The organism is Enterobacter cloacae complex sp. 394I7, from assembly GCF_057320345.1.
On sequence record NZ_JBXWCR010000001.1, the window covers coordinates 796594 to 819745 of the forward strand.

The following is a 23152-nucleotide window of genomic DNA, read 5'->3' on the forward strand; positions in this document are numbered from 1 at the left end:
AACGATGTCAATCAGCACCGGGTCGGGCAAAGCCAGACCCGGCTTTTCTTATGCCGGTATCCGATCAATCTTACTGCTGCGTGACCACACACGGTGCGCTGCGAGCAGATCGAACAGCTTGGTCATAAACGCATCATCGACATTATCGCCTTCGACAATGCCATCTTCGCCTTGCTCAGCCACCTTCAGGTGCGCTTTAAACTGTCGCGCATCGCCGGAAAGGGCGATCGGCTTCAGGTGTTTATAGGCTTCCAGCAGATAATAAATCGCATCGCCATTGTTCAGCAGACTGTCGATGTCGCCGCACGGCACAATCACCGCATCAACGGTGAGCGATGGTGCTCCGGCAAAGGTGGCCGCAACCGGCAGCACTGAACCGTCGTCGGCGGTCACTTCCCCCATGCGGGAATAGAGCAGTTTGGCGTGAACGCCTTTGGTTTTCAGCGCCTGCATAATCCCCAGCACGTCGATGGCACGGGTTTTGTCATTCAGCAGAATGGCCACTACCCGGCCTTTTATCGAGCCACCCGGCACCGCATACAGACTCAGGGACGGATCTTTCTTCAGTCCGTTAACGTCTTTCGGTGGGGCCGCATTGCGTTGCTCGTCCGTCAGCGTAATGCCAAGGTTATCCGCCACGCTCTGGGCAAGCTGAATATCGATATGGGCGAGCTGATCGACCACGCGCTCGCGGATGTAAGTCCGCACCACTTTGCTCAGTTCAAAGCTAAAGCCGCCGATAATGTGCTGTTGCTCGATCGGCGTCTGGCTGTTCCAGAACAGGCGAGGTTGGGCATAATACTCGCCGAATGACGGGCTGCGCTCGCGGATTTTATTGCCATCGATGCGCTCCTGGTACGACTCAAAACCACCGCGTTTCGGTCCCGGCGGCGTTTCGCGCGGCCAGTTATCGTTGATGGAGTTCGGCTCATAGTTAGCCGGATTGGTATCGATATCCTGGCGATGCATCCCGTCGCGCTGGAAATTGTGGTACGGGCAGGTTGGACGGTTAATCGGAATTTCGTGGAAGTTTGGCCCGCCAAGGCGACTGATCTGCGTATCGGTATAGGAGAACAATCGCCCCTGCAGGAGGGGATCGTTCGTGAAATCCAGCCCCGGAACGATATGCCCCGGGTGGAACGCGACCTGCTCATTTTCGGCAAAGAAATTGTCCGGGTTACGGTTGAGCACCATTTTACCCACCAGCTGAACCGGCACCAGCTCCTCTGGGATCAGCTTTGTCGGGTCGAGAAGGTCGAAATCGAAGTTAAACTCATCCTCTTCCGGGATCAGCTGTAACCCCAGTTCATATTCCGGGAAGTCACCGGCTTCAATCGACTCCCACAGTTCGCGACGGTGGAAGTCCGGATCGCGCCCGGTCAGCTTCTGGGCTTCATCCCACACCAGCGAGGCTTTGCCCGCCACAGGCTTCCAGTGGAAGCGTACGAATGTGGCTTTCCCGTCCGCGTTGATCATCCTGAAGGTATGAATACCAAACCCTTCCATCGTGCGGTAGCTGCGCGGAATGCCCCGGTCTGACATCGCCCACATCACGTTGTGTAACGTTTCTGGTTGCAGTGAGACATAATCCCAGAAGGTGTCATGCGCACTTTGTCCCTGCGGTATGGCCCAGTGGGGCTCCGGTTTTACCGCATGGACAAAGTCAGGAAATTTATGCGCATCCTGAATGAAGAACACCGGGGTGTTATTGCCGACGAGATCGAAAATACCCTCTTCGGTATAAAATTTGGTGGCGAAGCCGCGGATATCACGCACGGTATCTGCCGAACCCGCGCCGCCCTGTACGGTTGAAAAGCGGACAAAGACCGGTGTGATTTTGTCCGAATCGGAAAGGAAATCCGCTTTGGTTATCTCTTTGAGGCTTTTGTAGGGCTGGAAGTAGCCGTGTGCCGCGGAGCCACGCGCGTGAACGATGCGCTCAGGTATACGTTCATGGTCAAAATGGGTGATTTTTTCCCGCAGAATAAAGTCTTCCAGCAGGGTCGGTCCGCGCGTTCCCGCACGCAGCGAGTTCTGATCGTCAGCAATGCGCACGCCCTGGTTGGTGGTAAGTGCAAAACCTTCGCCGCCTTTACGGTGGGACTCAAGGGATTTCAGCTTCTCGTTTCCGGTATCCGGGGATTTCATACTTCCCGGCGCGGTAGGCTGTTCGCCAGGTGCGGAAGGGCCGGGGGATGGGCGGTGAGAGCCATCCGCTGGGGCCAGAGAGTCCATGCCTGGTTGAGATTCTTCAGTGCCATGAATGGGTGATTGATGTGTTTTATCTTTGTTCGACATTGCACGCTTCTCCTTTATCCATTGCTAAAAACCTTGTTAACTATAGAACAATGTGGCGAAAGGGCGGGCGAACTAAGAGTTTTCAGATGACCTGGTTAAGGAATGCGCTATCAGAGCGATGCAGGGCGCGACGCGTGGGGGGAGGATCGGCTATCATAGAATTTTCCTGCTTCCAGAATGTGCTTTAGTGAACCCGTCGCTTATGAAACCTTTTCGTCAACAAAACCGCCCTGTCATTAGCTACGTGCCCCGCGTCGAACCCGCGCCGCCCGAACACGCCCTGAAGGTGGATGGTTTTCGTGATGTCTGGCAACTGCGCGGTAAATACGTAGCGTTTGTTCTGATGGGAGAACACTTCCGCCGTTCGCCCGCGTTTTCGGGGCCGGAGTCGGCCCAGCGATGGGCGAACCAGGTCCGCCAGGATGAAGAGATTGAAGAATAACAGCCAAAAAAAAACCGCCATCAGGCGGTTTTTTTTATTCATCCGTGATTAACGGTGCGCCAGTTCAGCGTCGTCTTCACTTTCCAGAATGGTTTTATCGGTCTGCTTCAGCCACTGGCTGGTCAACGTACCGGCGGTCATGGAACCGCTCACGTTCAGCGCAGTACGACCCATGTCGATCAGCGGCTCAACGGAGATCAGCAGGGCAACCAGCGTCACCGGCAGACCCAGGGCCGGCAGGACAATCAGCGCGGCGAAGGTTGCGCCACCGCCAACACCCGCAACGCCTGCGGAGCTGATGGTAACAATCCCGACCAGCGTGGCAATCCAAACGGGATCCAGTGGGTTGATACCCACGGTCGGAGCAACCATTACCGCCAGCATTGCAGGGTAGAGACCTGCGCAACCGTTCTGACCAATGGTGGCACCAAAGGAGGCAGAGAAGCTGGCAATAGATTCCGGTACGCCCAGACGACGGGTCTGCGCTTCAACGTTCAGCGGAATAGACGCGGCGCTGGAACGGCTGGTGAACGCAAAGGTCAGTACCGGCCACACTTTACGGAAGTATTTCAGCGGGCTAACGCCATTGACGCCCAGCAGGATACCGTGCACCACGAACATAATGCCCAGACCCAGATAAGAGGCGACGACGAAGCTACCCAGCTTAATGATGTCCTGCAGGTTAGAGCCGGCAACCACTTTGGTCATCAGCGCCAGAACACCGTAAGGGGTCAACTGCATCACCAGACGGACCAGCTTCATTACCCAGCTTTGCAGGGTATCGATAGCCACCAGCACGCGCTCGCCTTTCGGCGCGTCGTCTTTCAGCAGCTTCAGCGCCGCCACACCGAGGAAGGCCGCAAAGATCACCACGCTGATAATGGAGGTTGGGCTGGCACCGGTCAGGTCAGCAAACGGGTTCTTCGGCACGAAAGAAAGCATCATCTGTGGCACCGTCAGGTCAGCGACTTTACCCACGTAGTTGGTCTGAATCGCGGTAAGACGCGCCGTTTCAGCCGTACCCTGGACCAGACCTTCAGCGGTCAGCCCGAACAGGTTGGTGACCAGCACACCGACCAGAGCTGCAATCAGCGTGGTAAATAGCAGCGTACCGATGGTCAGGAAGCTGATTTTACCCAACTGGGTGGCGTTATGCAGACGGGCAACGGCGCTCAGAATAGAGGCAAACACCAGCGGCATAACGATCATCTGCAGCAGCTGGACATAGCCGTTACCGACGATGTTGAACCACTGAATAGAATCTTTCAGAACTGGATTATCGGAGCCGTAAATAGCCTGCAACGCCAGACCAAACACGACACCCATGGCCAGACCAACCAGCACTTTCTTCGCGAGGCTCCACTGTTTGTGGCGCGCTTGCGCGAGAAGCAATAGCAATACAACGAACACTACAATGTTCGCGATGAGTGGAAAATTCATCCCCGTTCTCCTGATTTATTATACGGTCGGTTTTTACCGATCCTGTTGGCGCAAGGTTATCAGAAGTGTGATGTGGCGCTTATATCCAAATGGAATGGGTTATGACAAATGGAAATAATTTGTGTGCTTAATGTTCAATCTGGTGATTAATGAAACGATTGAACTGAAATTGCAGCGAATTGATCATCTGGGATGACCAGCGCACTGCACTGTTTTCGGGCAAGGTTTGCGGCATCCAGACGGCGTAGGCAAAGAGCGCCATACACAACACACGCTCAAGCTGATTACCTTTCTGCGGCGCAAGAATGGGCAAACGGAAACGCCAGCGGCATGGCCAGAGCAGCGGCACGCCCGCAGGCGTCAGCATATCGGCAAGGATATGGCTTAAATAACCCAGCACCATTCCCTGGATAGCATCGGCGGGCACTATCCAGGTATCAGGGACTTTTAAATAGAACAGGGTGAGCAGGCCGAATACGGCCAGCAGGCTGTGGGTAAACCCACGGTGACCAAACGCGCGGGCGATGGGTTTTGATATCCACTTTAGCCGCTGTCCCAGGAATGACTTTGGATGGTCGATATCGGGCAGCAGACAGGTCAACACGGCGGACGGGACAATATGCCACCAGTCCCCCTGTGCGAGCACAGGGGTAAGTTCAGCGTTTTTCGCAAAAACTGCGCACGCAATGGAAAAAAGCAGATGGCCTTCCGCCGTCATGATAAAACCCACAAAACTGTCAATTCATACAGTATAGGGTTTTTATACAGTAGACGAAAGAGGTGACGGTGTAACTGTATGTCACAAACGCGCCTAGCGCGCCAGCCAGCCCCCGTCGACGGCTAACGTATGACCGTTCACGTAATCCGAGGCGGCGGAGGCTAAAAAGACCACCGGTCCCTGCAGGTCTTCCGGAACTCCCCAGCGCCCGGCAGGTATCCGGTCGAGGATCTCCTGGCTGCGCTGCTGATCATCCCGCAGTTGCTGAGTGTTGTTGGTCGCCATGTAGCCTGGCGCGATGGCGTTAACATTGATGCCGTGCGTCGCCCATTCATTCGCCAGCAGACGCGTGATCCCCAACACGCCGCTTTTGGACGCGGTGTAAGAGGGCACGCGGATGCCGCCCTGGAATGAGAGCATCGAGGCGATATTAATGATTTTCCCGCCCTGGCCCTGCGCAATAAACTGTTTAGCCACGGCCTGGGAGAGGAAAAAAAGCGATTTCAGATTCAGGTTGATGACGTCATCCCAGTCCTTTTCGCTGAACGCGAGAGCATCTTCACGGCGTATGGTCCCGGCATTGTTCACCAGAATATCGACTCGCCCCATCTCAGCAACCGCGCTGTCAACAACGTTCTGAAGACTCTCCTGCTGACTGAGATCGGCCCGAATCGCCCTGAACCGCCTTCCGAGTGCGGTAATGCAGGCAGCCGTTTCCTCCGGCGCTTTGCGGTTAACACCCACGATGTCGCATCCCGCCTGCGCCAGCGCAATGGCCATGGCTTGTCCCAGACCGGTATCGCATCCGGTGACGATGGCCACTTTTCCTGACAGAGTGAAGTTATCCAGTATCATACGCGCCTCAGAAGTAAGGTTATTGTCATTCTGACGCTAAGGATAGAAGCGGGGGATAAGAAAAGCAAACAAAATGAAACGATGTTTTGTTTTTAAAGCAGGCAGCCTGACGCTGCCTGAAAGGGGCGGGTTACTCGCCGCGCAGGTGCTGCGCCGTCAGCTCAACCAGTGAGTTCAGCTTCACGTCGGCAAGGGCAAAACGGGGATCGTGTCGGCCTTCCTCCGCGGGAACAACAATCGAGCGCATGCGCGCGGCCTTCGAGGCCACCATTCCGTTAACGGAATCTTCCAGCGCGACACAGCAGAGGGGATCAAGACCGAGCTTAGCGGCACAGTCGAGATAGACCTGCGGGTGCGGCTTGCTGTATGGCAACGTTTCCGCTGAGGCCAGCGCGTCGAAGCTGTCGCGCAGCTCAAACATGGTCAGTACTTTTTCCAGCATATGCAGCGGTGAAGCTGACGCCAGGCCAACTTTCAACCCCTGCGCTTTACACAGCGCGACGGCTTCACGCACGCCGGGCAGCAGGGGCTTGCTCTCTTCCACCAGTGAGATGGCGCGGCTGATAATGCGCGCGGTCACTTCGTCGCGATCGGGTCCCACCCACGGCTGCTGGGCATACCACAGGTCCACCACCATATCGATGCGCAGACCAAGCGTATCCGGAAGTTCATTACGGCGGCTGATATCAACGCCCAGGCTGGCGATAACGTCCAGTTCGGCGCGATCCCACAACGGTTCGGAATCGATCAGTAATCCATCCATGTCAAAAATTGCGGCAAGAATCTGGCGCGGTGTCGACATCACAACGTCTCCTTATCCAGGGTGTACGACAGACGATAAATGCTAAGTGCACTCTGCAATTTAGCATATTGCCTTTAAAGAGCGGGCGAAAATGATGGTCAGCAGGTAGACTTAGGCAGAAATAACGCGTCTTTATGAAGGGGAACTGATGACGTATCAACAAGCTGGACGCATTGCTGTCTTAAAACGTATTGCTGGCTGGGTAATTTTTATTCCAGCCGTCATTTCGACGCTGATCTCTGTGCTCAAATTTATGTACGATCACAGTGAAAAGCAGCCAGGTATTAATGCGGTAATGCTTGATTTTGCTCATGTCATGATTGAAATGATGCGTTTTAACACGCCGTTTCTGAATGTCTTTTGGTTCAATTCGCCGACGCCGAATTTTCATCAGCAGTTGAATCTCGGGTTTTGGGTGATCTACGCGCTGATCTTTATTGGTATGGCGTTGCAGGCCTCTGGCGCACGCATGAGCCGTCAGACGCGCTTTTTACGCGAAGGTGTGGAAGACCAGATGATTCTGGAACAGGCGAAAGGCCCGGAAGGAATGAGCCGCGAGCAGATTGAGTCCCGCATTGTTGTGCCGCGTCACACCATTTTCCTGCAAATTTTCCCGCTGTATATCCTGCCAGTCATTATCATCGTGGCGGGTTACTTCTTCTTTTCGCTGTTGGGATTTCTGTAACCGATGAGGGTGGCGACATAGCCACCCGTCCCGCCATTACGCGGCAAGCACACGTTCAAGTGCCCTCTGGGCATTGACCAGATGCTCTCCGCCAAACAGAATGGCGCGGTTCATCAGTGTGTAGAGCTGATACACCGGCTGGCGCTCAAGAAAACCCTGCGGCAGAGGCAGAACGGACTGATACCCGTCGTAAATTTGCGGCGGTTGCTCAGGGTGCAGTGGCAGCATCGCCAGGTCACACTCCCTGTCGCCCCAGTAACAGGCCGGGTCGAAGATATAGGGGCCGTCAGGACCCAGCGCGCAGTTATCTGACCACAAATCACCGTGCAGCAGAGACGCCTGAGGCTGGTGGGATGCCAGACGCTGCTGAATATGTTCGACGATGGCATCGATATTGCCAAACTCCAGACCTTTCTCCGCAGCCAGTTCCAGCTGCCAGCCAATGCGTTGCTCAGCAAAGAATGTCGACCAGCGTCGTTGCCAGGCATTGGGTTGTGGGGTGGTGGAGAGGTCGTTGTCAAAATCGAGACCAAACTGCGGCTGGTCGCTCCATTGATGCAGTCGCGCTAACTGTTGGCCGAGAATGAAGGCGTTATGGGCGTCTAACGGGCGGGCAGGAAGAAATTCCATGACCAGAAAACTGTAGTCGCGGTCGCTGCCCACGGCCCAGACCTGCGGGACCGTCACCGTTTTACTGCGCGACAACAGTTCCAGCTGGTCGGCTTCGGCGGTGAAAATCGGAAGCAGCTCTCGCTCATCGCATTTAACAAAGAGATCGCGCCCGGCGTAGCGTAAGTGCCATGCGGCGTGGATTTCTCCGCCTGGCAGCTCGTTCCGCAGTTCAATTTCACCTTCACCCAGTTGCTCACTTAAAAGATGACTGATAGCCTGCCACATGTTGTCTCTCCCATGTTGTCTGCCAGATCATAAAGTTAGCGCATAATTGCGGTAAAAAAATACGAACTAACGCACACCTGAGCGGTTTAAATTCATGCAGGGCACTTATTGTTCTTTTTTCTGCCAGTTTTCCCAGGTATCAAGATCAATTTCTGCTGTTTTGTCGGTCACGCTTTCGACCAGACTGGCCGCCAGAGCGTGAACCTCTTCTTTACTCAGGGCGCTGATCAGGCCAAACGTCAGGGTGCCTAAATCATGGATATTGCCCTCGTCATCCGTGAGTGTGAGCAGGAAATTGGCCCGGGTAAAGGCGTTGTTGAGCTCATTAAGCTCGGTCAGCGACGCTTGATGAATGTTGATGGTAACGACGTAGCGGGTGATGTCACCACTGCTCATAATTCACCTCATTGTTATCTTGGAAGTTTTCTTAGCATAGTCGATAGGCTGCGTTTGGCGACTATGCCGCGTATTTCCCCTTCACAGAGAAGGGGAATAGGGGGATTAATTTCGGGACAGGTAATCGACGATTTTTTGCGTGTCGCTAAGCGAACAGAGACGTGTGCCCTGGTTGATGGTGGCAGCGCTACCCGCTGCGACGCCGTAGCGTGTCATCTCCAGTAATGAAGCACCCTGGGCCAGTTTCAGGGTCATCGCTCCAACCATGCTATCACCTGCGCCCACGGTACTCTGGCTTTTCATCGGCGGCGGGACAACCTGAACGGACCCCGTTTCGTCCACGGCCAGGGCACCCTGCGGGCCAAGGGAGACCACGACCCGTCGCGCTTTGCCGCTGTGAACCAATTCCTGCGCGGCGGTGAGGACATCGTCCGGCTGGTTCAGTTCGCGGTTCACCAGCGCGCTTAACTCTTTCTGGTTGGGTTTAACCAGCTCAAGATTGCCCGGCGTCAGGGCTGCCTGCAGCGCCTCGCCGCTACTGTCGACAATGCAGCGGATACCGCGTTGCTGCGCGGCCCGAATCAGCGCCGTCAGTTTTTCCGTGCTGACACCGGGCGGCAGGCTGCCACTTATCACCAGCAGAGCACCGCTCTCAATGGCCAGCACCTTCTCTTCAAGCTGACGAAACTCATCTTCACTGAGTTTTGCACCCGGCATGACGAAACGGTATTGCTCGCCACTGGACTCCACGTGCACATGCAGGTTTTGCCGCGTCCAGTCTTTGGACTCGACGGTCTGCGAGGCCACCTGTTCATCGGCCAGCAGAGAGACCAGGTGCTCACCGGTCGCGCCGCCTGCGGGGAAAATTGCTGTCGCCTTTCCACCGAGGTGCGTTATGGCTCGCGCCACATTAATGCCGCCGCCGCCGGGCTCAAACACCGGGGCGCTGCAGCGCAATTTACCTTCCGGGTAAATCTGGGGCGTCAGGGTGGCGGAGTCGAGGGAAGGGGAGAGCGTCAGGGTGTAGATAGAAACCATCATTACCTCCTTTTAGTGTGGGTTCCTTTTAGTCTGGCACCATTTGTCAGGAAGGCAATGTAAATAACAGTATGATTTTAAATATGAATACTGACATAAAGTCTGCGGCGGCTTATATAAAATAAAACGCTTTTTGAGATCGTTCTTATTCAAAAAATGAAATAAGAAATCATTGCTATGTTATTTGCGGCTTTTTATAATTTGTTACCTTTCTCTGGACGCCTTGTCATTGATCCTCAAGAAAGTTTCCGGGACCGTGTGGTCTCTTTTTTTGTTGTACGGACTCCTTAATAAAATGAAGCTTTTGAAGACAGTACCCGCTGCACTGATGCTGGCGGGTGGCGTGTTTGCTGCAATGAACGCGACCGCAGATGATTCCGTTTTTACTGTCATGGACGATCCAGCCACCGCGCAAAAACCGTTTGAAGGTAACCTGAACGCTGGCTATCTTGCACAATCCGGTAACACGAAAAGCTCCTCTCTCACGGCGGACAGTACGCTGACCTGGTACGGTAATACCACCGCCTGGTCTCTGTGGGGAAATGCCAGTAACACCTCCGCGAATGACGAACGCTCTTCCGAGAAATATGCGGTTGGCGGACGTAGCCGTTACAACATGACCGACTTTGACTACCTGTTTGGTCAGGCCAGCTGGTTAACTGACCGTTACAACGGCTATCGCCAGCGTGATGTGTTCACTGCCGGTTACGGTCGTCAGTTCCTGAACGGTCCGGTACACAGTTTACGTTTTGAATTCGGTCCAGGTGTGCGCTACGACGAGTACACCGACGGCGAAACCAAAACTCAACCGCTCGGTTACGCTTCCGGCACCTATGCCTGGCAGATGACTGACAACACCAAATTTACCCAGGGGGTGTCTGTGTTTGGTGCCGACGATACGACGCTGAACTCAGAAACAGCGCTGAACGTGGCCATCAACGAACACTTTGGCCTGAAAGTGGCCTACAACGTCACCTGGAACTCTTCTCCTCCTGATTCTGCTCCGGATCATACCGACCGCAGAACCACGGTTTCACTGGGTTATAAAATGTAATATTCTCGGGCCGATTACGCTATCGGCCCGTTTTTTATTTTTTGAAACTGTGCTGTTTTATATTAAACACTGTTTTGAAATATCTGATCTGCTGATATCTCCATCATTTCTTCATAATGCATTTTCATTAATTTGCGGCTTATTTGACACGAATTGATAACGTAACAGGCTAGGCAAAAGTGTGATCTGGATCTACACTCTTAGCACGGGCAGAATTCGGCCTGAAGGTATTTAGCATTATTAGTATTAAATGTAGAAAGAGAAAAAACATTATGAAAAAAATCAAAACTGCCGCAGCAGCGATGGTGCTTTCCGCACTGTCTTTTGGCGTATTTGCTGCTGATGAAACCACCCCGACAGCCAGTGACACCCACAGCCAAATCGGCATTGCGAAAGCCGCTGACGTTGAAGCCGGGTCTAACATCGCGCCAGCCTCTCAGTCCACCGGTCAGTCTATGAATGATGCTTTTGACGTCCATAAACTGGTTGCAGGTGAATGGTCCTGATGGGTTTTGCCGTGTTGTTATTGACGTTTAAACGCTAATTCAACGCGCCAAAAAAACCGGATTTTGTGGTACCGGTTTTTTTAGCAGTAAACCTATTTGACGTAAACCTATCGTCCGTATTTCGTCCTGGCGGTGAATACCCGCAAAAGGGTATTACGGATAACGACGTTATTCCCTGCGCAGTTATTTATATCCCCGTTCAGCCCCAAATCATTGCCGCCCAACGCAGAAGCAGCATCGCGCCGCAGATGGCAATCAGCACCAGTACCATTTTCCAGTGTTTTACGGCAAAGCGTTTTGTTGGCATAACCTGATCCTTGTAAGTTGATGCGAACAGTCTACCAAACAGGGCGGGGAAATGCCCCTTCTCCAGTGGTGAATCAGGTTATGCCTGCTTCCGGTTCGGTTAGAACCAGTGGAATCGTTCTGCAAGAATCAACAATAAACCGGTGGCTGAAAGGATGTTCAATATCACAACCGTTCTACTTGATACGTTCATGGTATGCACCTTTGGGTTTAAAGACTTGTTCAAGAGTAGCCCAGCATCTCTGAAATGCGAGCACCGGAGATATGCGCCCTGCAAATTCATGCGAAAGTGCCAGCGCAGCAATCTGCCCGCAAAGGGTGCAATCTCTCTTTTGTTAGTGTTACCATTGCAGGGCTTGCCGTAAATCCGCATTTATCTGATTTTCGGCGGGTGAATGATCGCGAGCCAATTTGACGATTGTTGGTCAGATGGTGTCGTAATCTATTGTCAAATCACGATTATTTTCTTTGTATATGCTCTTATGTGTGGGGCATCACTGCAAATAAGGATATAAAATGCCTGTAATTACTCTTCCTGATGGCAGCCAACGCCATTACGACCACGCTGTAAGCCCAATGGATGTTGCCCTGGACATTGGTCCTGGACTCGCGAAAGCAACCATCGCTGGCCGTGTTAATGGTGAGCTGGTTGATGCATCTGACCTGATTGAAAGCGATGCGCAGCTGTCTATCATCACAGCGAAAGACGAAGAAGGTCTGGAGATCATTCGTCACTCCTGCGCGCACCTGTTAGGTCATGCGATCAAACAGCTGTGGCCGAACACCAAAATGGCGATCGGTCCGGTTATCGACAACGGTTTCTACTATGACGTTGATCTTGACCATACCCTGACTCAGGAAGATATCGACGCGCTCGAAAAACGTATGCACGAGCTCGCTGAAACTAACTATGACGTCATTAAGAAGAAAGTCAGCTGGCACGAAGCGCGTGAAACCTTCGTGAAGCGTGGCGAGAGCTATAAAGTCTCTATTCTTGATGAAAACATCTCTCATGATGACAAGCCTGGCTTGTACCATCACGAAGAATACGTCGACATGTGCCGTGGACCGCACGTGCCGAACATGCGCTTCTGTCATCACTTTAAGCTGATGAAAATCGCGGGCGCCTACTGGCGTGGCGATAGCAACAACAAGATGTTGCAGCGTATCTATGGTACCGCGTGGGCCGATAAAAAAGCCCTTAACGCCTACCTGCAGCGCCTGGAAGAGGCGGCTAAACGTGACCACCGTAAAATTGGTAAGCAGCTTGACCTGTACCACATGCAGGAAGAAGCGCCGGGTATGGTGTTCTGGCACAATGACGGCTGGACTATCTTCCGTGAGCTGGAAACGTTCGTACGCTCTAAGCTGAAAGAGTACCAGTATCAGGAAGTGAAAGGCCCGTTCATGATGGACCGTGTGCTGTGGGAAAAAACCGGCCACTGGGACAACTACAAAGATGCGATGTTCACCACCTCTTCTGAGAACCGTGAATACTGCATTAAGCCAATGAACTGCCCTGGCCACGTTCAGATCTTCAACCAGGGTCTGAAATCCTACCGCGATCTGCCGCTGCGTATGGCAGAGTTCGGTAGCTGCCACCGTAACGAGCCATCAGGTGCACTGCACGGTCTGATGCGTGTTCGTGGCTTTACTCAGGATGATGCGCATATCTTCTGTACTGAAGATCAGGTTCGTGATGAAGTTAACGCCTGTATTCGTATGGTCTACGATATGTACAGCACCTTTGGCTTCGAGAAGATCGTTGTCAAACTCTCAACGCGTCCGGAAAAACGTATCGGTAGCGATGAGACCTGGGATCGCGCAGAAGCGGATCTCGCCGTGGCGCTGGAAGAGAACGGCATTCCGTTCGAATACCAGCTGGGCGAGGGCGCATTCTACGGTCCGAAAATTGAATTTACCCTGTATGACTGCCTCGATCGCGCATGGCAGTGCGGTACTGTACAGCTGGACTTCTCCCTGCCGCAGCGTTTAAGCGCCTCTTATGTTGGCGAAGACAACGAACGTCAGGTACCGGTTATGATTCACCGTGCAATCCTCGGTTCTCTGGAGCGCTTCATCGGCATCCTGACTGAAGAGTTTGCCGGCTTCTTCCCAACCTGGCTTGCGCCAGTGCAGGTCGTGGTGATGAACATTACCGATTCTCAGGCTGAATACGTTAAAGAATTGACGCAGAAACTACAAAATGCGGGCATTCGCGTAAAAGCAGACTTGAGAAATGAGAAGATTGGCTTTAAAATCCGCGAGCACACTTTACGTCGTGTCCCGTATATGTTGGTCTGTGGTGATAAAGAGGTGGAAGCAGGCAAAGTTGCCGTTCGCACCCGCCGTGGTAAAGACCTGGGGAGCCTGGACGTAAGTGAAGTGATTGAGAAGCTGCAACAAGAGATTCGCAGCCGCAGTCTTCAACAACTGGAGGAATAAGGTATTAAAGGCGGAAAACGAGTTCAAACGGCACGTCCGAATCGTATCAATGGCGAGATTCGCGCCCAGGAAGTTCGCTTAACAGGTCTGGAAGGCGAGCAGCTGGGGATTGTGAGTCTGAGAGAAGCGATCGAAAAGGCTGAAGAAGCTGGAGTAGATTTAGTTGAAATCAGCCCTAACGCCGAACCGCCAGTTTGTCGTATCATGGACTACGGCAAGTTCCTTTATGAAAAGAGTAAGTCTTCTAAGGAACAGAAGAAAAAGCAAAAAGTTATCCAGGTTAAGGAAATTAAATTCCGTCCTGGTACCGACGATGGCGATTATCAGGTAAAACTCCGCAGCCTGATTCGCTTTCTGGAAGATGGCGATAAGGCCAAGATCACACTGCGTTTCCGCGGTCGTGAGATGGCCCACCAACAGATTGGTATGGAAGTGCTTAACCGCGTCCGTGACGATCTGAGTGAACTGGCAGTAGTCGAATCCTTCCCTACGAAGATCGAAGGCCGCCAGATGATCATGGTGCTCGCTCCTAAGAAGAAACAGTAAGGCCTTCAAGCAGCAAAACCTGTGGAGCCTTCGGGTCTCATAGGTTTTGTTCGCCTATGTTTCGTTTATTTAACAATGCGAAGTGGAAGTAATTAAGATGCCAAAAATTAAGACCGTACGCGGTGCTGCTAAGCGCTTCAAAAAAACCGGTGGTGGTGGATTTAAGCGTAAGCACGCAAACCTGCGTCATATTCTGACCAAAAAATCTACTAAGCGTAAACGTCACCTGCGTCCAAAAGGCCTTGTTTCTAAAGGCGATCTGGGTCTGGTTATCGCGTGCCTGCCGTACGCATAAGCCGTTAACGTTTAATTTTTTACTAAGAATATAGATACAGGAGAGCACATATGGCTCGCGTAAAACGTGGTGTAATTGCACGTGCACGTCACAAGAAAATTTTGAAACAAGCTAAAGGCTACTACGGTGCGCGTTCACGCGTATACCGCGTTGCCTTCCAGGCTGTTATCAAAGCAGGTCAGTACGCTTACCGTGACCGTCGTCAACGTAAGCGTCAGTTCCGTCAACTGTGGATTGCGCGTATCAACGCAGCAGCACGTCAGAACGGTATTTCTTACAGCAAATTCATCAACGGCCTGAAAAAAGCCTCTGTTGAAATCGACCGTAAGATCCTGGCTGACATCGCAGTATTCGACAAAGTAGCGTTCACCGCTCTGGTCGAAAAAGCGAAAGCAGCACTGGCATAAGCCAGTTGAAAGAGGGGGCTTCGCTCCCTCTTTTCATTTAACACCATCAGAACATTGACTTTTACCCGTGCAACCTTTTCAATAAGGTCTTAACGGTTTTTTACCACACAAGGTAACGCAAGCATGAATGCTGCTATTTTCCGCTTCTTCTTTTACTTTAGCACCTGAATTCAGGAGGCTAGCGCGTGAAAGATGAAACGAAAAACAGCGCCAGATAAGCCTCCTGATGGAGGCTTTTTTTGTGTCTAAATTCGAGAGAATAACTCCACCAAATCGGTGTCTGCACCGACATAATGAGGAAAATCATGTCACATCTCGCAGAGCTGGTTGCCAGTGCAACAGCCGCCATTAATCAGGCCTCAGATGTTGCCGCGTTAGACAATGTCCGCGTCGAATATCTCGGTAAGAAAGGGCATTTGACCCTTCAAATGACAACCCTGCGTGAACTGCCGCCAGAGGAACGCCCGGCAGCGGGTGCGGTCATTAACGAAGCCAAAGAGCAGGTGCAACAGGCACTGAACGCGCGCAAAGCTGAGCTGGAAAGCGCGGTGCTGAATGCGCGTCTGGCGGCAGAGACTATCGATGTCTCCCTGCCGGGTCGCCGTATTGAAAATGGTGGCCTGCATCCGGTTACCCGCACCATTGATCGCATTGAAAGTTTCTTCGGTGAGCTCGGCTTTACCGTGGCGACTGGCCCGGAAATCGAAGATGATTACCACAACTTCGACGCCCTCAACATTCCAGGCCATCATCCGGCACGTGCTGACCACGACACTTTCTGGTTCGACGCCACCCGTCTGCTGCGTACTCAGACCTCGGGCGTTCAGATCCGTACCATGAAGGAACAGGAACCCCCGATCCGCATCATCGCACCGGGCCGCGTGTACCGTAACGACTACGATCAGACCCATACCCCGATGTTCCATCAGATGGAAGGCCTGATTGTTGATAAGAACATCAGCTTTACCAACCTGAAAGGTACGCTGCACGATTTCCTGAACAACTTCTTTGAGGAAGACCTGCAGGTTCGTTTCCGTCCGTCCTACTTCCCGTTCACTGAACCGTCTGCGGAAGTTGACGTGATGGGTAAAAACGGCAAATGGCTGGAAGTGTTGGGCTGCGGCATGGTGCATCCAAACGTTCTGCGCAACGTGGGTATCGATCCAGAAGTCTACTCCGGCTTTGCGTTCGGTATGGGCATGGAGCGTCTGACAATGCTGCGCTATGGCGTGACCGATTTGCGTGCATTCTTCGAAAACGATCTGCGTTTCCTCAAACAGTTTAAATAAGGGCAGGACAGAACAATGAAATTCAGTGAACTGTGGTTACGCGAATGGGTGAACACCACGCTTGATAGCGAAGCGCTTTCCAACCAGATCACCATGGCGGGTCTGGAAGTTGACGGTGTTGAGCCGGTTTCTGGCGCTTTCAATGGCGTCGTTGTGGGCGAAGTGGTTGAGTGCGGTCAGCACCCTAACGCTGACAAGCTGCGTGTGACAAAAGTTAACGTAGGCGGCGATCGCCTGCTGGATATCGTCTGCGGCGCGCCAAACTGCCGTCAGGGCCTGAAAGTGGCCGTGGCGACCGTGGGGGCTGTACTGCCGGGCGATTTTAAAATTAAAGCAGCGAAACTGCGCGGTGAGCCGTCTGAAGGCATGCTGTGTTCGTTCTCTGAGCTGGGTATTTCCGACGATCACAATGGCATCATTGAGCTGCCGCTTGATGCGCCTATTGGTACCGACATCCGCGAATACCTGAAACTTGATGACAACACCATTGAAATCAGCGTGACGCCAAACCGTGCGGACTGCTTAGGCATTATCGGTGTGGCCCGCGATGTGGCCGTGCTGAACCAGACTGAACTGAACGTACCGGAAATCGTACCGGTTGACGCTACCATCAGTGACACACTGCCGATTCAGGTTGAAGCCGCTGATGCGTGCCCACGCTACCTTGGTCGTGTGGTGAAAGGCATCAACGTAAAAGCGCCAACCCCGCTGTGGATGAAAGAGAAGCTGCGTCGCTGTGGTATTCGTTCTATCGACGCCGTCGTTGACGTGACCAACTATGTTCTGCTGGAGCTGGGTCAGCCTATGCACGCGTTCGATAAAGATCGTATCGAAGGCGGTATTGTGGTGCGTATGGCGAAAGAGGGCGAAACCCTGGTTCTGCTCGACGGTAGCGAAGCAAAACTGAATGCTGATACGCTGGTGATCGCGGACCACGTTAAAGCGCTGGCGATGGGCGGTATCTTCGGTGGCGAACACTCCGGTGTAAATGATGAAACGCAAAACGTTCTGCTGGAGTGTGCGTTTTTCAGCCCGCTCTCTATCACCGGTCGCGCACGTCGTCACGGCCTGCATACCGATGCCTCTCACCGTTACGAGCGTGGCGTCGATCCGGCACTGCAGCACAAAGCGATGGAGCGTGCGACGCGTCTGCTGATCGACATCTGCGGCGGTGAAGCGGGCCCGGTTATCGACGTCACCCACGAAGCGACGTTGCCGAAGCGTGCGACCATTACCCTGCGTCGTAGCAAGCTGGATCGTCTGATTGGTCACCATGTTGCTGACGCACAGGTCAGCGATATCCTTCGCCGCCTGGGTTGTGACGTGACCGAAGGGCAGGACGAGTGGAAAGCCGTTGCGCCATCCTGGCGTTTCGACATGGAGATCGAAGAAGATCTGGTGGAAGAAGTGGCTCGCGTATACGGCTACAACAACATCCCGGATGAGCCTGTTCAGGCGGGTCTGGTGATGGGAAGCCACCGTGAAGCAGATTTGTCTCTTAAGCGTGTGAAAACCATGCTGAACGACAAAGGCTATCAGGAAGTGATCACCTATAGCTTTGTTGATCCAAAACTGCAGCAGATGATCCATCCGGGCCAGGAAGCGCTGATCCTGCCAAGCCCAATCTCCAGCGAAATGTCCGCGATGCGCCTGTCCCTGTGGACCGGTCTGCTGGGGACTATCGTTTACAACCAGAATCGTCAGCAAAACCGCGTGCGAATTTTCGAAAGTGGTTTACGCTTTGTACCGGATAATCAGGCAAATTTAGGCATCCGTCAGGATCTCATGCTGGCTGGTGCCATCAGCGGTAACCGTTACGAAGAGCACTGGGACCTGGCAAAAGGCACGGTTGATTTCTACGATATGAAGGGAGATCTGGAAGCAATTCTCGATCTGACCGGTAAATTATCTGAAATTGAATTCCGTGCAGAAGCGATCCCTGCGCTGCATCCAGGCCAAAGCGCGGCTATCTATTTAGACGGCAAACGCATTGGTTTCATTGGCGTTGTTCATCCTGAGCTGGAGCGCAAGCTGGACCTGAACGGCCGTACCATCGTGTTCGAGCTGGAATGGAGCCCGGTTGCAGACCGCGTCATTCCTCAGGCCCGCGACGTCTCACGCTTCCCGGCAAACCGCCGTGATATCGCGGTTGTGGTCGCGGAAAATGTGCCCGCAGCAGATATTTTGGCCGAATGTAAGAAAGTTGGCGTAAATCAGGTAGTTGGCGTAAACTTATTTGACGTGTACCGCGGCAAGGGCGTAGCAGAAGGTTTCAAGAGCCTCGCTATTAGCCTTATCCTTCAGGATACCAGCCGTACACTCGAAGAAGAGGAGATTGCCGCTACCGTCGCCAAATGTGTAGAGGCATTAAAAGAGCGATTCCAGGCATCATTGAGGGATTGAACCTATGGCGCTTACAAAAGCTGAAATGTCAGAATATCTGTTTGATAAGCTTGGGCTTAGCAAACGAGATGCCAAAGAGCTGGTAGAGCTGTTTTTCGAAGAGATCCGTCGTGCTCTGGAAAATGGTGAGCAGGTAAAACTCTCCGGTTTTGGCAATTTTGATTTGCGTGACAAAAACCAACGTCCGGGCCGTAACCCAAAGACGGGGGAAGATATTCCGATTACAGCCCGCCGCGTGGTGACCTTCAGACCCGGCCAGAAGTTAAAAAGCCGTGTCGAAAACGCAACGCCCAAAGCAGAGTAATATGAACTAACTAAAAAGGCCGCTCACGCGGCCTTTTTTCTTTGCGCTCTCTGGCAAACCCGCCGTAAAATCAATTACATCACACGCTACTAAAACCATGTCCATGCTTGATTATGCCCATCGCCAGCACCGTTTAGATCAACGACACCTGCTTTTGCTCGTGCTGCTGCTCATTGTTACCGCAGGCGTTAGCCTGTGCGCCGGGGAACAGTGGATAGGGCCTGAACACTGGTTTGAGCCTGAGGGGCAGCTTTTCGTCTGGCAAATCCGTCTGCCGCGCACGCTGGCAGTGATCCTGGTGGGTGCCGCGCTGGCACTGTGCGGCACCATTATGCAGGCATTATTTGATAACCCGCTGGCGGAGCCCGGGCTGCTCGGCGTATCGAATGGCGCGGGCGTAGGGCTGGTGGCGGCGGTGATGTTGGGCGGGGGGGAACTCTCCTCATGGGGGATTAGCCTCAGCGCCATTATTGGCGCGTTGCTGATAACGGTAATCCTTTTGCGCTTTGCCAGACGGCACTTATCAACCAGTCGGCTGCTGCTTGCCGGGGTGGCTCTGGGGATCATCTGTAGCGCGCTGATGACCTGGGCGGTGTATTTCTCCACGTCCTTTGACTTGCGTCAGTTGATGTACTGGATGATGGGCGGCTTCGGGGGCGTAGACTGGCGCCAGGGCTGGCTGATGGCACTGCTGATACCGGTCTTGCTGTGGGCAGGCCTGCAGGCACAGCCGCTGAATATTCTCGCGCTGGGGGAAACCTCGGCCCGCCAGCTTGGCATGCCGATAGGCTTCTGGCGTAACGTGCTGGTCATTGCCATTGGCTGGCTGGTTGGTGTGAGCGTGGCACTGGCCGGGGCGATTGGCTTTATTGGGCTGGTTATCCCGCACATGCTGCGTCTGTGCGGTATCACCAACCATCGAACCTTACTGCCGGCCTCGGCGGTTGCCGGGGCGGTAACGCTGCTGGTGGCGGATATCATCGCCCGGCTCGCCCTGACAGCCGCTGAGCTGCCAATAGGCGTGGTGACCGCCACGCTGGGCGCGCCGGTATTTATCTGGCTACTATTAAAATCCGGACGTTAAATCACTACCCGTAAGATAACCTGAGGGAATGCTATGCAGTCTGATATTTTGAATACCGAAGTGACCACCATTGAGGGTGAGAAAACCACGCTGGAAAGCTATAAAGGCAACGTGCTGCTCATCGTGAATGTGGCCTCCAAATGTGGCCTGACGCCACAGTACGAGCAGCTGGAAAACATTCAAAAAGCCTGGGAGAAAGACGGTTTCACCGTGCTGGGCTTCCCGTGCAACCAGTTCCTGGGCCAGGAGCCGGGCAGCGAAGACGAAATCAAAACGTTTTGCAGCACCACCTACGGTGTGACGTTCCCGATGTTCAGCAAAATCGACGTTAACGGTGAACATCGCCATCCCCTGTATGCGAAGCTGGTGGCGGCCGCGCCGACCGCCGTTGCGCCGGAAGGCAGCGGTTTTTATGAGCGCATGGCCAGTAAAGGACGCGCGCCGCTCTATCCGGACGATATCTTGTGGAATTTTGAAAAATTCCTTATTGGTCGTGACGGACAGGTGGTGCAGCGTTTTTCACCGGACATGACGCCTGAAGATCCGATTGTGATGGAGTCTATCAAGCTGGCGCTGGCGAAATAATGACGTTGCTGATGCAGCTCACGGACGTCGCCGATACGGGGCGTCTGGAGCCGATAACCGGTGCCATCAATGCAGGCGAAATCCTGCATCTTGTCGGGCCGAACGGCGCAGGAAAAAGCACCTTACTGGCGCGCATGGCGGGGCTGACCGCCGGCGCGGGGGAGATAACCCTGCTGGAGCATAACCTTGCTGACTGGTCGCCAGTCTCGCTGGCGCACAGGCGCAGTTATCTGGTGCAGCAGCAGGTCCCGCCCTTTGCGATGCCCGTCTGGCATTACCTGATGCTGCATCTGCACGATAAACAACATACGTCGCTGCTCACTGAGGTGGCGGCGGGATTAGGGCTAGAAGATAAACTGTCCCGGCATGCCAGCCAGCTTTCCGGGGGCGAGTGGCAGCGCGTGCGTCTCGCGGCCGTCATTTTGCAGATTCACCCGGCCGGCAATCCGCACGGCAGACTGCTGCTTCTGGATGAACCGATGAGCGGTCTGGATGTGGCACAGCAGGCCGCGCTGGACACCCTGTTAAGCTCCCTGAGCAGAAAAGGGATCGGTGTGGTCATGAGCAGTCATGACCTGAACCATACGCTGCGTCATGCCCACCGGGTGTGGCTGTTGGCGCGAGGAAAGATGATTGCCAGCGGCACGCGCGATGCGGTATTGACGCCGCCAAATCTTGCCCGCGCGTACAATATGTCTTTCCGCAGGCTGGATATAGAAGGGCATAAGATGCTGATTTCTACCGCGCAGGCGTAACCGTTTCTTGCCTGTTAACGCCGTTGCACGCTAAATTACGAAAAGAACAAAAAAAGCAGAGGATTCGTCTGAAAATGCGATTCTGGTTTCTCCTGATGGCCGCGTTATTTCTTGCGGGATGCAGTAGCCATCGTGCGCCGCCGCCTAACCCGCGGCTTTCAGATTCTATTACCGTCATTGCCAGCCTTAACGATCAGCTGAGCAACTGGCGCGGCACGCCCTATCGTTATGGCGGCATGAGCCGTGGGGGCGTAGATTGTTCTGGCTTTGTTCTGATGACGTTTCGCGATAAGTTTGATTTACAGCTTCCGCGCGAAACGCGCAAACAGGCGGAAATTGGCACGGAAATCGATAAAGATGATTTGCTGCCCGGCGACCTGGTTTTTTTCAAAACCGGCTCGGGTGACAGTGGGCTTCACGTCGGTATTTATGATACCGATAATCAGTTTATTCACGCCTCGACCAGTCGTGGGGTGATGCGCTCGTCGCTCGATAATGTTTACTGGCGTAAAAACTTCTGGCAGGCACGACGTATTTAGTCTGTCAAAGAGCAGTCTCTTATGATGGCATGATAACTAATAAATCATGCCATTTTTTCTCAAATAAGAGTTTTAAAGTTAAATTTACGAAAAATGACTTATCTCCTCAGGTGTCTGTTTTATCTAAAACTGGCTATTACTGAGCAACCAGGATAAGATTATTTTAGATTCAGGGATAAATCTGAAAAATAATACGGAACTAATGAAATTAATCTTATTAAAATCAAGACAGTGGAATTGTGTCGGCAATTGCTCCAGGATGTCCTCTCTCATCTTTAATGCGGGGCGAGTGCAATGATTATTACGCTAGATAATGCTTACCAGTCTGAACTGATGCTTCTGCCTGCCCGTAATAGCGCCGGCGAGCTTAAAGGTTTAGAAGTTCTGGTTAACTTTACTGGCGTCGGTACCCACGTTCGGATCCCCACCGAACTCGTTATCCCGCGGCTTTCGGCTGAAGAAGAGTTAGCGTTGTTTAACGAGAAATTGCAATTGCTTGATACCTGTAAACTGTTTTTTATTCAGCATCAGTTAATTGCATGGATCAATATTACACCTGTAATTGTTGAATTTTTATTAAGTAATGGGAACGCTGTTTCAATACTTGAGCGTTATCCGTTTCTTGAGTTTACTGTTAATGAGAATTATCCAGGTTTAAATAACGGGAAGGACGATCTGCAACTGGCGAGAATGGCAATCCATTTTCCGCTGGTGCTGGCAAACTTTGGCGCAGGCGCAGCGTCGTTGAAAGCCGTTTATGATGGATTGTTTAAACGGGTCATTCTCGACAAGGGATTTATCCAGCAGCGTGCTTCTGAACTCTCTTTTGAGCCTTTTATGCGCGCAATCCTCTGGCAAATAACGCCTCACTGTCAGTCCGTGCTCGTCGGCGGCATTGATGACCACGGTTTATTGCAGCGCGTCTTGTCCTTTAACTTCGGCGCAATGCAGGGGGCGCTCTGGCCAGCCGTCTCTGCAGAGCACGTCACCACGCTCGTTCAGTGATAACCCTCTCTTTCGCCCGTGTTTAAGTCCGGGTAAACCCTCTACACTAAAAGCAGGA

Annotated in this window: 27 protein-coding genes and 1 other annotated feature; of the genes, 17 read left to right on the forward strand and 10 right to left on the reverse strand. The window is 53.0% G+C overall.

All coding sequences use genetic code 11. The features are described from left to right. Positions 1-48: 48 nt before the first annotated feature. A complete protein-coding gene (gene katE, locus AC2FAP_RS03865; RefSeq protein WP_449541569.1) occupies positions 49-2298 on the reverse strand; it encodes a catalase HPII in 2250 nt (749 codons plus the stop codon). Between the two features lie 187 nt (positions 2299-2485). On the opposite strand from katE, the gene cedA reads away from it, so the two are divergent. After that, positions 2486-2740, forward strand: a complete 255-nt coding sequence (gene cedA / locus AC2FAP_RS03870) for a cell division activator CedA (RefSeq protein ID WP_071605472.1) — start codon at positions 2486-2488, stop codon at positions 2738-2740. A 48-nt stretch (positions 2741-2788) separates the two neighbouring features. Here cedA and AC2FAP_RS03875 read toward each other — a convergent pair whose 3' ends face one another. The 4 genes from AC2FAP_RS03875 to hxpB all read right to left on the reverse strand — a co-directional run bounded on the left by AC2FAP_RS03875 (position 2789) and on the right by hxpB (position 6555). Continuing rightward, entirely contained in the window at positions 2789-4180 is a 1392-nt protein-coding gene (locus tag AC2FAP_RS03875; protein ID WP_449541570.1) for an L-cystine transporter, read from the reverse strand. 127 nt (positions 4181-4307) lie between these two features. Then, a complete protein-coding gene (locus AC2FAP_RS03880; RefSeq protein ID WP_047955477.1) occupies positions 4308-4898 on the reverse strand; it encodes a metal-dependent hydrolase in 591 nt (196 codons plus the stop codon). 93 nt (positions 4899-4991) lie between these two features. After that, complete coding sequence (gene kduD / locus AC2FAP_RS03885; RefSeq protein ID WP_219372915.1) at positions 4992-5753, reverse strand: 2-dehydro-3-deoxy-D-gluconate 5-dehydrogenase KduD; 762 nt, start codon at positions 5751-5753, stop codon at positions 4992-4994. Positions 5754-5883: 130 nt separating this feature from the next. After that, positions 5884-6555: a hexitol phosphatase HxpB gene (hxpB, locus tag AC2FAP_RS03890; protein ID WP_025204401.1), complete on the reverse strand. Its 672-nt coding sequence runs from the start codon at positions 6553-6555 to the stop codon at positions 5884-5886. A 148-nt stretch (positions 6556-6703) separates the two neighbouring features. On the opposite strand from hxpB, the gene AC2FAP_RS03895 reads away from it, so the two are divergent. After that, a complete protein-coding gene (locus AC2FAP_RS03895) occupies positions 6704-7240 on the forward strand; it encodes a YniB family protein (protein WP_014169686.1) in 537 nt (178 codons plus the stop codon). 36 nt (positions 7241-7276) lie between these two features. Here AC2FAP_RS03895 and AC2FAP_RS03900 read toward each other — a convergent pair whose 3' ends face one another. The 3 genes from AC2FAP_RS03900 to pfkB form a co-directional block, all read right to left on the reverse strand. Next, entirely contained in the window at positions 7277-8137 is an 861-nt protein-coding gene (locus tag AC2FAP_RS03900; RefSeq protein ID WP_449541571.1) for a fructosamine kinase family protein, read from the reverse strand. Between the two features lie 105 nt (positions 8138-8242). Beyond that, entirely contained in the window at positions 8243-8533 is a 291-nt protein-coding gene (ghoS, locus tag AC2FAP_RS03905; RefSeq protein WP_032681208.1) for a type V toxin-antitoxin system endoribonuclease antitoxin GhoS, read from the reverse strand. Positions 8534-8638: 105 nt separating this feature from the next. Continuing rightward, entirely contained in the window at positions 8639-9571 is a 933-nt protein-coding gene (pfkB, locus tag AC2FAP_RS03910; protein ID WP_032677972.1) for a 6-phosphofructokinase II, read from the reverse strand. 295 nt (positions 9572-9866) lie between these two features. Here pfkB and AC2FAP_RS03915 point away from each other — a divergent pair, with 295 nt between their 5' ends. Both AC2FAP_RS03915 and AC2FAP_RS03920 read left to right on the forward strand, forming a co-directional pair. Then, the gene (locus AC2FAP_RS03915; RefSeq protein ID WP_025204400.1) at positions 9867-10625 is read left to right on the forward strand and encodes a DUF481 domain-containing protein; all 759 of its coding nucleotides are present in this window, start codon (positions 9867-9869) and stop codon (positions 10623-10625) included. A gap of 272 nt (positions 10626-10897) precedes the next feature. Next, entirely contained in the window at positions 10898-11131 is a 234-nt protein-coding gene (locus AC2FAP_RS03920; protein WP_020884407.1) for a YdgH/BhsA/McbA family protein, read from the forward strand. A 199-nt stretch (positions 11132-11330) separates the two neighbouring features. Here the strand turns inward: AC2FAP_RS03920 and yniD are convergent, their stop codons facing one another. After that, the gene (gene yniD, locus AC2FAP_RS03925) at positions 11331-11438 is read right to left on the reverse strand and encodes a small membrane protein YniD (RefSeq protein ID WP_008500658.1); all 108 of its coding nucleotides are present in this window, start codon (positions 11436-11438) and stop codon (positions 11331-11333) included. 99 nt (positions 11439-11537) lie between these two features. Beyond that, positions 11538-11810 (reverse strand): stress response membrane protein YncL, encoded by a 273-nt coding sequence (gene yncL, locus AC2FAP_RS03930; protein WP_332909104.1) that lies wholly within the window; start codon positions 11808-11810, stop codon positions 11538-11540. Positions 11811-11953: 143 nt separating this feature from the next. On the opposite strand from yncL, the gene thrS reads away from it, so the two are divergent. The 13 genes from thrS to AC2FAP_RS03995 all read left to right on the forward strand — a co-directional run bounded on the left by thrS (position 11954) and on the right by AC2FAP_RS03995 (position 23094). After that, positions 11954-13882 (forward strand): threonine--tRNA ligase, encoded by a 1929-nt coding sequence (gene thrS, locus AC2FAP_RS03935; RefSeq protein WP_014169692.1) that lies wholly within the window; start codon positions 11954-11956, stop codon positions 13880-13882. A gap of 3 nt (positions 13883-13885) precedes the next feature. After that, the gene (infC, locus tag AC2FAP_RS03940) at positions 13886-14428 is read left to right on the forward strand and encodes a translation initiation factor IF-3 (protein WP_023616141.1); all 543 of its coding nucleotides are present in this window, start codon (positions 13886-13888) and stop codon (positions 14426-14428) included. A 97-nt stretch (positions 14429-14525) separates the two neighbouring features. Further along, positions 14526-14723 (forward strand): 50S ribosomal protein L35, encoded by a 198-nt coding sequence (gene rpmI / locus AC2FAP_RS03945; RefSeq protein WP_003030583.1) that lies wholly within the window; start codon positions 14526-14528, stop codon positions 14721-14723. A 50-nt stretch (positions 14724-14773) separates the two neighbouring features. Beyond that, on the forward strand, positions 14774-15130 hold the full coding sequence (gene rplT / locus AC2FAP_RS03950) for a 50S ribosomal protein L20 (protein WP_000124850.1): 357 nt from the start codon (positions 14774-14776) through the stop codon (positions 15128-15130). Between the two features lie 118 nt (positions 15131-15248). Next, positions 15249-15373 (forward strand) — a sequence feature (Phe leader region). Next, positions 15254-15298, forward strand: coding sequence for a pheST operon leader peptide PheM (gene pheM / locus AC2FAP_RS03955; protein WP_001386830.1), 45 nt, complete (start codon positions 15254-15256; stop codon positions 15296-15298). Its footprint overlaps the feature before it by 45 nt. A gap of 62 nt (positions 15374-15435) precedes the next feature. Beyond that, positions 15436-16419: a phenylalanine--tRNA ligase subunit alpha gene (gene pheS / locus AC2FAP_RS03960; RefSeq protein WP_020884406.1), complete on the forward strand. Its 984-nt coding sequence runs from the start codon at positions 15436-15438 to the stop codon at positions 16417-16419. A gap of 15 nt (positions 16420-16434) precedes the next feature. After that, positions 16435-18822, forward strand: a complete 2388-nt coding sequence (gene pheT / locus AC2FAP_RS03965) for a phenylalanine--tRNA ligase subunit beta (RefSeq protein WP_025204398.1) — start codon at positions 16435-16437, stop codon at positions 18820-18822. 4 nt (positions 18823-18826) lie between these two features. Further along, on the forward strand, positions 18827-19126 hold the full coding sequence (gene ihfA, locus AC2FAP_RS03970; protein ID WP_003857805.1) for an integration host factor subunit alpha: 300 nt from the start codon (positions 18827-18829) through the stop codon (positions 19124-19126). 103 nt (positions 19127-19229) lie between these two features. Continuing rightward, positions 19230-20210 carry a vitamin B12 ABC transporter permease BtuC gene (gene btuC, locus AC2FAP_RS03975; RefSeq protein WP_449541778.1) on the forward strand — a complete coding sequence of 327 codons (981 nt, stop codon included), beginning with the start codon at positions 19230-19232 and terminating at the stop codon, positions 20208-20210. 33 nt (positions 20211-20243) lie between these two features. Further along, positions 20244-20795 carry a glutathione peroxidase gene (locus AC2FAP_RS03980; RefSeq protein ID WP_014169696.1) on the forward strand — a complete coding sequence of 184 codons (552 nt, stop codon included), beginning with the start codon at positions 20244-20246 and terminating at the stop codon, positions 20793-20795. Further along, positions 20795-21550: a vitamin B12 ABC transporter ATP-binding protein BtuD gene (gene btuD / locus AC2FAP_RS03985; RefSeq protein ID WP_020884404.1), complete on the forward strand. Its 756-nt coding sequence runs from the start codon at positions 20795-20797 to the stop codon at positions 21548-21550. Before AC2FAP_RS03980 ends, btuD begins: the two co-directional genes overlap by 1 nt. Before the next feature lie 74 nt (positions 21551-21624). Continuing rightward, positions 21625-22089: an NlpC/P60 family protein gene (locus AC2FAP_RS03990; RefSeq protein ID WP_020884403.1), complete on the forward strand. Its 465-nt coding sequence runs from the start codon at positions 21625-21627 to the stop codon at positions 22087-22089. A gap of 294 nt (positions 22090-22383) precedes the next feature. Next, a complete protein-coding gene (locus tag AC2FAP_RS03995; protein WP_020884402.1) occupies positions 22384-23094 on the forward strand; it encodes an EAL domain-containing protein in 711 nt (236 codons plus the stop codon). Positions 23095-23152 lie beyond the last annotated feature (58 nt).

What these genes read in the sequence shown, in the direction of transcription:
- katE (WP_449541569.1), bottom strand. Translation starts at nt 2,298, where the DNA reads ATGTCGAACAAAGATAAAACACATCAATCACCCATTCATGGCACTGAA.
- AC2FAP_RS03875 (WP_449541570.1), bottom strand. Translation starts at nt 4,180, where the DNA reads ATGAATTTTCCACTCATCGCGAACATTGTAGTGTTCGTTGTATTGCTA.
- AC2FAP_RS03880 (WP_047955477.1), bottom strand. Translation starts at nt 4,898, where the DNA reads ATGACGGCGGAAGGCCATCTGCTTTTTTCCATTGCGTGCGCAGTTTTT.
- kduD (WP_219372915.1), bottom strand. Translation starts at nt 5,753, where the DNA reads ATGATACTGGATAACTTCACTCTGTCAGGAAAAGTGGCCATCGTCACC.
- hxpB (WP_025204401.1), bottom strand. Translation starts at nt 6,555, where the DNA reads ATGTCGACACCGCGCCAGATTCTTGCCGCAATTTTTGACATGGATGGA.
- AC2FAP_RS03895 (WP_014169686.1), top strand. Translation starts at nt 6,704, where the DNA reads ATGACGTATCAACAAGCTGGACGCATTGCTGTCTTAAAACGTATTGCT.
- AC2FAP_RS03900 (WP_449541571.1), bottom strand. Translation starts at nt 8,137, where the DNA reads ATGTGGCAGGCTATCAGTCATCTTTTAAGTGAGCAACTGGGTGAAGGT.
- ghoS (WP_032681208.1), bottom strand. Translation starts at nt 8,533, where the DNA reads ATGAGCAGTGGTGACATCACCCGCTACGTCGTTACCATCAACATTCAT.
- pfkB (WP_032677972.1), bottom strand. Translation starts at nt 9,571, where the DNA reads ATGGTTTCTATCTACACCCTGACGCTCTCCCCTTCCCTCGACTCCGCC.
- AC2FAP_RS03915 (WP_025204400.1), top strand. Translation starts at nt 9,867, where the DNA reads ATGAAGCTTTTGAAGACAGTACCCGCTGCACTGATGCTGGCGGGTGGC.
- AC2FAP_RS03920 (WP_020884407.1), top strand. Translation starts at nt 10,898, where the DNA reads ATGAAAAAAATCAAAACTGCCGCAGCAGCGATGGTGCTTTCCGCACTG.
- yniD (WP_008500658.1), bottom strand. Translation starts at nt 11,438, where the DNA reads ATGCCAACAAAACGCTTTGCCGTAAAACACTGGAAAATGGTACTGGTG.
- yncL (WP_332909104.1), bottom strand. Translation starts at nt 11,810, where the DNA reads ATGCGGATTTACGGCAAGCCCTGCAATGGTAACACTAACAAAAGAGAG.
- thrS (WP_014169692.1), top strand. Translation starts at nt 11,954, where the DNA reads ATGCCTGTAATTACTCTTCCTGATGGCAGCCAACGCCATTACGACCAC.
- rpmI (WP_003030583.1), top strand. Translation starts at nt 14,526, where the DNA reads ATGCCAAAAATTAAGACCGTACGCGGTGCTGCTAAGCGCTTCAAAAAA.
- rplT (WP_000124850.1), top strand. Translation starts at nt 14,774, where the DNA reads ATGGCTCGCGTAAAACGTGGTGTAATTGCACGTGCACGTCACAAGAAA.
- pheS (WP_020884406.1), top strand. Translation starts at nt 15,436, where the DNA reads ATGTCACATCTCGCAGAGCTGGTTGCCAGTGCAACAGCCGCCATTAAT.
- pheT (WP_025204398.1), top strand. Translation starts at nt 16,435, where the DNA reads ATGAAATTCAGTGAACTGTGGTTACGCGAATGGGTGAACACCACGCTT.
- ihfA (WP_003857805.1), top strand. Translation starts at nt 18,827, where the DNA reads ATGGCGCTTACAAAAGCTGAAATGTCAGAATATCTGTTTGATAAGCTT.
- btuC (WP_449541778.1), top strand. Translation starts at nt 19,230, where the DNA reads ATGCTTGATTATGCCCATCGCCAGCACCGTTTAGATCAACGACACCTG.
- AC2FAP_RS03980 (WP_014169696.1), top strand. Translation starts at nt 20,244, where the DNA reads ATGCAGTCTGATATTTTGAATACCGAAGTGACCACCATTGAGGGTGAG.
- btuD (WP_020884404.1), top strand. Translation starts at nt 20,795, where the DNA reads ATGACGTTGCTGATGCAGCTCACGGACGTCGCCGATACGGGGCGTCTG.
- AC2FAP_RS03990 (WP_020884403.1), top strand. Translation starts at nt 21,625, where the DNA reads ATGCGATTCTGGTTTCTCCTGATGGCCGCGTTATTTCTTGCGGGATGC.
- AC2FAP_RS03995 (WP_020884402.1), top strand. Translation starts at nt 22,384, where the DNA reads ATGATTATTACGCTAGATAATGCTTACCAGTCTGAACTGATGCTTCTG.